8 protein-coding genes are annotated in these 9317 nt (G+C 62.8%); 4 read left to right on the top strand and 4 right to left on the bottom strand.

Annotated elements, in window-relative coordinates; genetic code table 11:
• The first annotated feature begins 20 nt into the window (after nucleotides 1–20).
• The gene (acs, locus tag NKI58_RS02740) at nucleotides 21–1976 is read left to right on the top strand and encodes an acetate--CoA ligase (RefSeq protein ID WP_023678112.1); all 1956 of its coding nucleotides are present in this window, start codon (nucleotides 21–23) and stop codon (nucleotides 1974–1976) included.
• Entirely contained in the window at nucleotides 1976–2719 is a 744-nt protein-coding gene (locus NKI58_RS02745; RefSeq protein ID WP_023678113.1) for an MOSC domain-containing protein, read from the top strand. The genes acs and NKI58_RS02745 overlap by 1 nt, the downstream gene beginning before the upstream one ends.
• On the opposite strand, the gene NKI58_RS02750 is transcribed toward NKI58_RS02745, so the two are convergent.
• From NKI58_RS02750 to NKI58_RS02760, 3 genes are all read right to left on the bottom strand, one after another.
• Nucleotides 2720–3988 (bottom strand): class I SAM-dependent methyltransferase, encoded by a 1269-nt coding sequence (locus tag NKI58_RS02750; RefSeq protein ID WP_023678114.1) that lies wholly within the window; start codon nucleotides 3986–3988, stop codon nucleotides 2720–2722.
• A gap of 385 nt (nucleotides 3989–4373) precedes the next feature.
• A complete protein-coding gene (locus NKI58_RS02755) occupies nucleotides 4374–5735 on the bottom strand; it encodes a pilus assembly protein (protein WP_023678115.1) in 1362 nt (453 codons plus the stop codon).
• A 329-nt stretch (nucleotides 5736–6064) separates the two neighbouring features.
• A complete protein-coding gene (locus NKI58_RS02760; RefSeq protein WP_023678116.1) occupies nucleotides 6065–6934 on the bottom strand; it encodes a transglutaminase-like domain-containing protein in 870 nt (289 codons plus the stop codon).
• A 177-nt stretch (nucleotides 6935–7111) separates the two neighbouring features.
• Between NKI58_RS02760 and NKI58_RS02765 the strand changes: the two genes are divergently transcribed.
• On the top strand, nucleotides 7112–7783 hold the full coding sequence (locus NKI58_RS02765; RefSeq protein ID WP_023678117.1) for an HAD-IA family hydrolase: 672 nt from the start codon (nucleotides 7112–7114) through the stop codon (nucleotides 7781–7783).
• A gap of 17 nt (nucleotides 7784–7800) precedes the next feature.
• Here NKI58_RS02765 and NKI58_RS02770 read toward each other — a convergent pair whose 3' ends face one another.
• Nucleotides 7801–8013 (bottom strand): DUF1674 domain-containing protein, encoded by a 213-nt coding sequence (locus NKI58_RS02770; protein ID WP_023678118.1) that lies wholly within the window; start codon nucleotides 8011–8013, stop codon nucleotides 7801–7803.
• A gap of 116 nt (nucleotides 8014–8129) precedes the next feature.
• Between NKI58_RS02770 and htpX the strand changes: the two genes are divergently transcribed.
• On the top strand, nucleotides 8130–9146 hold the full coding sequence (gene htpX, locus NKI58_RS02775) for a zinc metalloprotease HtpX (protein WP_023678119.1): 1017 nt from the start codon (nucleotides 8130–8132) through the stop codon (nucleotides 9144–9146).
• Nucleotides 9147–9317 lie beyond the last annotated feature (171 nt).

Below are 9317 nucleotides of genomic sequence, written 5' to 3' on the forward strand. Positions count from 1 at the left end.
TTGGGGAGGAAGGCGAAGAAATGTCCGATGTTCATGTCCATCGCGTCCAGCCGGCGTGGAAGAAGAACGCGCTGATTGACAATGACACCTACCTGAAATGGTACGCCGACAGCGTCAAGAACCCGGACAAGTTCTGGGGCAAGCACGGCAAGCGCATCGACTGGTTCAAGCCGTACAGCAAGGTCAAGAACACGTCCTTCGACGGCCAGGTCTCAATCAAATGGTTCGAGGATGGCCAGACCAACGTTTCCTGGAACTGCATCGACCGGCATCTGAAGAAGCGCGGCGAACAGACCGCCATCATCTGGGAAGGCGACAATCCCTACGACGACAGGAAGATCACCTATAACGAGCTTTACGCGCATGTCTGCCGCCTCGCCAATGTGATGAAAAAGCACGGCGTCAAGAAGGGCGACCGCGTAACCATCTACATGCCGATGATCCCGGAGGCCGCTTATGCGATGCTCGCCTGCACGCGCATCGGCGCCATTCATTCGGTCGTCTTCGGCGGCTTTTCGCCGGATGCGCTGGCCGGACGCATCGATGACTGCAAGTCGACCTTCGTCATCACCGCCGACGAAGGCCTGCGCGGCGGCAAGCCGATCCCGCTAAAGGAGAACACGGACAAGGCGATCGAGATCGCCGCCAAGGCCGGAACGAAAGTCGAAAAGGTCTTGGTAGTGCGCCGCACTGGCGGCAAGACCGGCTGGGCCGCCGGGCGCGACGTCTGGTACCATGACGAGGTCGCGACGGTTAAGGCCGAATGCAAGCCCGAGAAGATGAACGCCGAGGACCCGTTGTTCATCCTCTACACATCCGGCTCGACCGGCAAGCCGAAAGGTGTGCTGCACACCACCGCCGGCTATCTCGTCTATGTCTCGATGACCCACCAATATGTCTTCGACTATCATGACGGCGATATCTACTGGTGCACCGCCGATGTCGGCTGGGTCACCGGCCACAGCTACATCGTCTACGGGCCGCTCGCCAACGGCGCCACCACGCTGATGTTCGAAGGCGTGCCGAACTACCCGTCGCAGTCGCGTTTCTGGGACGTGATCGACAAGCACAAGGTCAACATCTTCTACACGGCGCCGACGGCGTTGCGCGCGCTGATGGGCGCCGGCGATGCCCATGTCACCAAAACGTCGCGCAAGTCGCTGCGCGTGCTCGGCACCGTCGGTGAGCCGATCAATCCGGAAGCCTGGGAGTGGTATTTCAACGTCGTAGGCAACGGCAAGGTGCCGATCGTCGATACCTGGTGGCAGACCGAGACGGGCGGCATCATGATCACGCCGGTTCCGGGCGCCACCCACCTCAAGGCGGGTTCAGCGACGCGGCCCTTCTTTGGCGTCAAGCCGCAGCTGGTCGATACCGACGGCAAGGTGCTCGAAGGCGAAGCCAGCGGCAATCTTTGTATTGCCGACTCATGGCCGGGCCAGACACGCACCGTCTATGGCGATCACGACCGCTTCGTGCAGACCTATTTCTCGACCTACAAGGGCAGATACTTCACCGGCGACGGCTGCCGCCGCGATGCTGACGGCTACTACTGGATCACCGGCCGCGTCGACGACGTCATCAACGTCTCCGGCCACCGCATGGGCACCGCCGAGGTCGAATCGGCGCTGGTTTCGCATGAGAAGGTCTCGGAGGCCGCCGTCGTCGGCTACCCGCACGATATCAAGGGCCAGGGCATCTACTGCTATGTCACGCTGATGGCCGGCGAAACGCCAAGCGAGGAATTGCGCCAGGAACTCGTCGCCCATGTCCGCAAGGAGATCGGCGCCATCGCTTCGCCCGACAAGATCCAGTTCGCGCCCGGCCTGCCGAAGACCCGTTCCGGCAAGATCATGCGACGCATCCTGCGCAAGATCGCCGAGGATGATTTTGCCGCGCTCGGCGATACCTCGACGCTGGCCGATCCGGCGGTCGTCGACGACCTTATCGCCAACCGGCAAAACAAGAAGGGCTGATGCAACCCGCATTGGGCGCCGTCACCGAGCTTTGGCGCTATCCCGCGAGCTCGCTCGCCGGCGAGTTTCAGCAGGCGATCTCCGTCGACCGGCATACCGTCGAAGGCGACCGCCTGTTTGGTCTTGTCGATACCTCGACCGATGAAATCGCACGGCCCGACCGCGAAGCGAAATGGCACAAGGTGCCCCGCATCCGCACCCGGCTGTCGCAGGCCGGCAGGCTGGAGGTCGCCATCCCCGACGGACGCTGGCTTTCGGCACCTGGCGCGCAAAGTGATCGCGCCATTTGCGCCTATCTCGGCTTTGCGGCTTCCATCCGGCCGTTCCGTCGGGAAAATGCGGCTCCGGATTACGCCGGCCCTCTGCTGACGGAACGCTACGTCAAAGCCCCTATTCATCTGCTGACCACCGCCTCACTGGCGCGTTTGAAAGTGCTGCATCCAAAGGGCACCGCCGACGCGCGCCGCTTCCGCCCCAACATCGTCGTCGATGTGCCGGAGGTCGAGGGGTCGTTCCCCGAGACGGAATGGATCGGGCGCAAGCTGGCGATCGGCGACCTGCTCCTGACCATCTCCGAGCCGTGCCGCCGCTGCGGCTTCACCATCATTGGCCAGGACGGGTTCGACCACGACCCGGCAATCCTGCGCAGCCTGGTCCGCCACAACGCCCATAACCTCGGCGTCTACTGCACCGTCGATCGACCGGCCCGCGTCGAGATCGGCGCCACGATGCGCCTCCTGTAGCTATCGGTACAAATCCGCCCGCGTCGGCGGCAGGCCGCTCGGCCCACGCGCGCGCCTTGTGGCGACGGTCTGGAAAACCTGCGCCGAGGCGCGTTCGAAGGTAATCGAGCAGCCGGTGAGATAAAGCAGCCAGAGCCGCGCCTTGGCTTCGCCGACCTCGGCGATAGCTTCGTCGAAGCGTGCGTGGAGGCGCTCGGCCCATAGCCTGCAGGTGCGCGCATAGTGCTCGCGCAAATTTTCGACGTCGTAGACGAGGAAGCCGTGGGCCTCGAGATTGCCGAGCGTCATGCCGATCGTGTCGAGTTCGCCGCCCGGAAAAATGTATTTGATCAGCGCCTTGAATTCCGGCCCCTTGCGCAGCGTCTTCTTCAAGCTGCCCTTGTCGCGCCGGGTGATGGCGTGGTGCAGATAGATGCCGCCCGGCTTGAGCAGGCGATGGATCCTCGAGAAATAGGCCGCATGGTTGGCAAGCCCCAGATGCTCGAACATGCCGATCGACGAGATCTTGTCGAAGGAGCCGGACAGCTCGGCATAGGACTTTATCTCGATGGTGATGCGGTCCTCCAGCCCCTCGGCGCGGATGCGTTCACGGGCGAGCTCGGTCTGTGCTTCCGATAGCGAAACGCCGTGGCCGACGACGCCATAATTCTTCACCGCATGGATGAGCATCGCTCCCCAGCCGCAGCCGATGTCGAGCAATCTATCGCCGGGCTTCAGCCGAAGCTTGCGGCAGATATGGTCGAGCTTGTCTCTCTGGGCCTGATCGATATCGTTGGCGAAATCCTTGAAGTAGCCGCAGCTATAGACCATGCGCTCGTCGAGGAAGAGCCGGTAGAATGCGTTGGAAATGTCGTAATGATGCTCGATCGCCTCCTTGCTCGAACCGCTGACGAAAGGATTGCGGCCGGAAAGATCGGTTCGCGTCGTCATCTGTTTTCGCGAAAACAGCACCGCCGGCAGGTCGCGCAGGATCGCCAGCTTCGGCAATGTCTTGAGCTTCGTCCTGAGCTTGCCGTGCGTGGGCAAGGCGTAGAAATCGAACAGCGATCCGTCTTCGACGTCGACCGCCTTGGCAATCCACATCTCGATCAGCGTCGATAAAGAGGGCCGACGTACGATCTGCCAGACGATGTCCTGGTCGTTGATGGTGAGCACCGGGCCGGCAGCCGGGCCGATCCGCTCGCCTGTCCACAGCCTCACCGCAAAACCCGGCTTCAGCGTCTCGATGACCGTCCGAACAATCCGGGCCGCTCTCTCGGCTGCCTCCATCCCGTCCTCCCTTACCCGGCAAAATAGTGGCCCGGAACAATAGCGGCTCGATCTTGCCTGCCCGATCGGCCGGCCGCAAGCCGCCCGAGTGCACAAGCAGGCTTGTTCAGGATTTTCGGGTGCCGCGCCTTGCCATTTGCCGGATGACACCCCATCATGAGGGAGTGTTCAACAAATCGAAAGGAGGTGATCCGATGTCGAGTGATTTCGTTTTCCAGAACGTGGCCTCAGCGGATCGCACTTTCGGGAAGCAGTCTTCCCGCTAAGGCGCGAGATGCGCGGCTGGCGACCAGGGTCGCCGCCAGGAGCCGCGCCATGGACGGAAACACGGAAGGCCGCCGGCTTCGCGAGAAGCGGCGGCCTTTCCTTTTTGGGCTGTTGTCCCCTATTTGGTTACGGTTAACATCTCGACGTTGCGCGCTATATCCTGGAAAGCCTGGTTGAGTTCCGTTCCATTGGCCGCCTGATAAAAGTGCTTGATCTTGGCGGTGTCCGGGCTCGCGCAATCCTGGAGCGTCGCCTTGGCATTCGTTTCGTTTAGGTCAAACCCAATGGTGAAGACCTCGATGCCCTTGTCGCGCATGGCAGCGCAAAGTTTCTTGGCGGCCGTGCGGGTCGGCTCCTTGCCGGCGTCATTGTAGACGTCGCTGACCGTGCTCGCATCGAAGTAGGACAGGTTGAATTCGCCATCGGTCATCAGGATCGCGATCTTGGCAACCTTCTTTGGATCCATCTTGGCCGGCCGTTCCGAGGCTTTCATCACACTGCCCCAGTTTTCCGAAAGCATGTACCAGGTCCACTGCACGCCGATATGGCCGGCGGTGCCGCCGGAGGCGACGAAATTCTTGATGACCGTCTTGAGCGCCGTCGCATCCGCTGTCAGCGGCATCAGCGCGGCGATCGGGCAGGCGGCGGTGCCGGTCTGCCAGGCGAAGGATGACAGCAGGTAGTCGCGATTGACCATGCTGACGTCGGGGCCCGCATCCGAATACTGATAGGTCCCCTTGCGCTCGGTGGCGCAATTATCGGGACGGATAAAGCCCGAGACATACTGCACGGCGTCATTGGCCGGCGCCTGTTTGCGTTGACTGGCGGTGGTTTCCACATAGACGCTGCTGGCGGCAAGTGTACCGGCATTCACCGAATTGGCATAAGGCACGATGGCAACCCGCACACGTGGCTTGGAGGGGTCCTGGCCGCCCAGGAAGCTGTCGACAGCATTCGCCGCGGCCGCCCGCAGATCGATGATTTTCTGGCCGGCCATCGACCCGGTCACGTCCAGCATCATCGCGACTTCGATCTGCTTGTCCGAATAGAGCGCCGTCGTCGATGCGGGGACGCGTTGCATGCCACCCGTGCTGAAAAGCGGGAAATAGTAGTTGACGTTGACATGGACGTCCGCCTGGACAGTCTTGGCTGTCCTGTCGACAACCAGATTGTCGAGGACGATCTGGTTGTCCTGGAGGATACCCGCCGTGCTGTTGGCATCGAGAAAGGCCTGCACCGATTTGCTGGCGTCGGCCTCGCTGATGACGCCGGTTGTCAGGTCGCGGGCCGTCGAGGTGACCGCTGCATCGACCACGCCTTGCAGGCTCGATTTTACATTGTAGAGTTGGGACACGTTGACCGCAAAGCCGACACTCAGTGCCAGCACTGAGCCGATTATCCCAAACAGGACCGCGAAATTTCCGCTGCGATCCCCGGCAAAGCCGCCGATCGTCTGAACAAGACCCCCGAAACGCCGCATTCCTTCCGCCTCCATTCGCTACAGCCTGCAGCTGTCCGAACGCGCATTGCAGGAATCCGGCCGGATCGCGCCGCCAGGCCCGGGAAAGCGACCGGCCCGCGATCAGGTCATTGTTTCCAAACGGTTTCGAGCGGCGGCAGGGTAAACAGAGGGTAAACGAAAGCTGCGCCGGCACGGCTTTGTCGACAAAGCGCTTACCACGAACAGGCTCGCAATTCAGGACGACTGGACTGCGTCCCAATCCGGTACAGACGAGATGTATCGAACCGGTTCAGCACGATCGCGGTGGCGGGAAATGGAAACACGGACTGTGAATGTGTCCCGAAAGACTAGGCCAGCATCCGTGCGCTGACCGTCTTGTCGACGCCACGACAAGGCGGCTTGAACAGATTACCTTCCTGCTCGTGCGTCCAGACCTTGAACAGGGTGAGCCGATGCGGGCCAAAACTGTGCAGCAGCGGCACGTCGGTGGCGTCGCGGCCGCGGGCGATGACGACGCGGCCGATCCTCGGCACATTGTGGCGAGGATCGAAAGTGTACCACCTGCCGTCGAGGAACACTTCCACCCACGCCGAGAAATCCATCGGCGCCGGATCGGCGGGCACGCCGATATCGCCGAGATAGCCGTTCACGTAGCGGGCCGGGATGTTCATGCAGCGGCAGAGCGTGATCGCCAGATGGGCAAAGTCGCGGCAGACGCCGACGCGTTCCTCATGCGCCTGCGCCGCCGTGCGGGTCGAGCGCGCATAGCCGTAGCCGAAGGACAGGCGGTTGTGGACATAGTCGACGATGGCCTGCACCCGCGCCCAGCCCGGTGGAAGCTGGCCGAAAAGTTGCCAGGCCAGGTCGCCGAGATGGTCGGTCTCGCAGTAACGGCTGCCGAGCAGATAGCCGAGCACCTCGTCCGGCAATTCGGCAACCGGGACTTCTCTCGCCAGCGTGTTGACTTCGTCCGTCTCGCCGCTGTCCTCGACCACCGCGTCATAAAGGATGCGAAAGCTTCCGGCCGGCGCCGTGAAGCGGCGGCAGCTATTGCCGAAAAGGTCGTGGTAGACCCTGGTCGGGACCGACGGCGAGGTCAGCACGCGCGTCTGCCGCTTGATGTCGGCCTGGCGATCCCCGTGGATATCGAGCAATGAAACGACCGGCGTTGCTGCAACGCATTCAATGGCAATTTCATAGCCGAGCCGAATCAGCATCGCCCTCCCCTGCGATCGTCATGGAAGATAGTGCCGATCAACGCGGGACAGTGCGTGGCGGTTCCTTGTGGTCGTCAAAAACGACGCCTCGCGGCTTCCCATACGGACGCGGCAACGTTACGGTCGATTGACACGCGTCTTTCGAAATAATCCCTCCAAGATGACCCCGGGAAACCGATGTTTGCAGGCAGAAAATTCGCGGCCTTCCTGTTCGATATGGACGGCACGATTCTCAATTCGATCGCCGCAGCGGAAAGGGTCTGGGCAGCGTGGGCGCATCGGCAAGGTCTTGACGTCGCCGCATTCCTGCCGACCATCCACGGCGTGCGGGCGATCGAGACCATCGGCCGGCTGGCGCTCCCAGGCGTCGATCCTGCCCGCGAAGCCGATTCGCTTTTGCAGGCCGAGGCGGCCGATGTCGAGGGCATTCGCCCGATTGCCGGCGCCGCGGCCTTCCTGGCGTCGCTGCCGCCTGGAAGCTGGGCGATCGCCACTTCGGCACCGCGCGAGCTCGCCCTGCTGCGCCTGCAGGCCGCGGGTATTCCGGCTCCCGCCGTGATTGTTGCGGCGGAGGATGTATCGCGCGGCAAGCCGGCGCCCGACTGCTTCCGGCTGGCGGCCGAACGGCTCGGCGTCGATGTGGGCGACTGCCTCGTCTTCGAGGACGCGCCGGCCGGCATAGCGGCGGCCGAAGCCGCGGGCGCTGCGGTCGTGGTGATCAGCGCCACGCACCGGCATCCGTTGGAGACGCCGCATGCCACCATCGCCGGCTATGACGCGATCGGCATCGCCGTCGATTCCAGCGGCTGGATTGCCATCGGAGTGGAGCGGGCCGCGCTGCCTGTTTGACTAGCACCCTGCCTGGGCTAAAAGTCGCTGGTCAGGCCCTTGACCTCCCAGTCGCCATAGCGGCCAGGCTCCTTGCCGCCGCGCCCGCCCATCTCCCTCGGCAGCGTGGCTTCCTGCTCGCGATATTTCTCCCGCCGGGCCTCGGCCTCGACCAAGGCGCGCCTGGCTGCCGGGGTCAGCGGCTTTTGCGGCGAGCCGTTAGCATGCGTTTGGCTGGTTTTGTCGATCATGCGATCTTCCGCTAGATTGAAACAGGCCCCGATTGAAACGGGAACCGCTGTTTCCCATCATATAGCGATGGGCCCACAAGGATCGACCCCTTTGTTGGGCCAGAACGGAGCAGACGATGAACACCCTTCGCACCGCCATGCTTTTGGCCGCAATGACGGCCCTGTTCATGGGTGTCGGCTATCTCATCGGCGGATCCGGCGGCATGATGATCGCGTTGCTGATCGCCGCCGGCACCAATTTGTTCAGCTATTGGAACGCCGACAAGATGGTGCTGTCGATGCACCGTGCGATCGAAGTCGACGAACGCAACGCGCCTGAATATTACGCCATCGTGAAGGGTCTCGCGCAACGTGCCGGCCTGCCGATGCCGAGAACCTATCTCATCGACAATCCGCAGCCCAATGCCTTCGCCACCGGCCGCAATCCGCAAAATGCCGCTGTCGCCGCCAGCACCGGCCTGCTCGAGCGGCTATCGCATGAAGAAGTCGCGGCGGTGATGGCACACGAGCTCGCCCATGTGCAGCACCGCGATACGCTGACCATGACGATCGTCGCCACCTTTGCCGGCGCAATTTCGATGCTCGGCAATTTCGCCTTCTTTTTCGGCGGCAACCGCGACAATAACAATTCCTTTGGCATCGTCGGCGTGCTGGTGGCGATGATAGTCGCGCCCCTGGCCGCCATGATCGTGCAGATGGCGGTGAGCCGCACCCGCGAATATGAGGCCGACCGGCGCGGTGCCGAAATCTGTGGACACCCGCTGTGGCTCGCCTCGGCACTTGACAAGATCGCGCGGGGCGCCGAACGCATCCGCAACCCGGATGCCGAGCGCAATCCGGCAACCGCCCATCTCTTCATCATCAATCCTCTTTCCGGCGAGCGCATGGACAGTTTGTTTTCCACTCACCCGAGCACAGAAAACCGCATCGCCGCGTTGCAGAGGATGGCGAGCGAAATGGCCGGCGCACCCGAAGCGGCCGCGACGCCAAGGCCGGCGCCGGAAGGGACCGGGCAGCAGCCGTCTGGTCCGTGGGACAGGGCCGCGCGGCCCGAGAGGCCGGCTGAGCCGGCCAAGCCGAGACCCAATCCCTGGGGACGCAATCCGACCGGCCCCAAAGGTCCGTGGTCGTGAGTTCAGCGAAGCGCCGGCACGGAATTTCAGGCGATCGTGAACACAATTCGAGCGGCGGGGGCGGAGCCCGCCGCCCCCCCCGCCACGCCCCCCCCCGCCGGCGTTGCCCCGGTTTATACTTTAAGTTATTAACAACAACGAGCCCCCCCCACCACGCACCAGCTCGTCTGG

Origin of the sequence: Mesorhizobium sp. M0522, assembly GCF_040321085.1 — a bacterium.
GTDB lineage: Bacteria > Pseudomonadota > Alphaproteobacteria > Rhizobiales > Rhizobiaceae > Mesorhizobium.

Coding starts and splice junctions, on each gene's coding strand:
- acs (WP_023678112.1), top strand. CDS start 21: ATGTCCGATGTTCATGTCCATCGCGTCCAGCCGGCGTGGAAGAAGAAC.
- NKI58_RS02745 (WP_023678113.1), top strand. CDS start 1,976: ATGCAACCCGCATTGGGCGCCGTCACCGAGCTTTGGCGCTATCCCGCG.
- NKI58_RS02750 (WP_023678114.1), bottom strand. CDS start 3,988: ATGGAGGCAGCCGAGAGAGCGGCCCGGATTGTTCGGACGGTCATCGAG.
- NKI58_RS02755 (WP_023678115.1), bottom strand. CDS start 5,735: ATGCGGCGTTTCGGGGGTCTTGTTCAGACGATCGGCGGCTTTGCCGGG.
- NKI58_RS02760 (WP_023678116.1), bottom strand. CDS start 6,934: ATGCTGATTCGGCTCGGCTATGAAATTGCCATTGAATGCGTTGCAGCA.
- NKI58_RS02765 (WP_023678117.1), top strand. CDS start 7,112: ATGTTTGCAGGCAGAAAATTCGCGGCCTTCCTGTTCGATATGGACGGC.
- NKI58_RS02770 (WP_023678118.1), bottom strand. CDS start 8,013: ATGATCGACAAAACCAGCCAAACGCATGCTAACGGCTCGCCGCAAAAG.
- htpX (WP_023678119.1), top strand. CDS start 8,130: ATGAACACCCTTCGCACCGCCATGCTTTTGGCCGCAATGACGGCCCTG.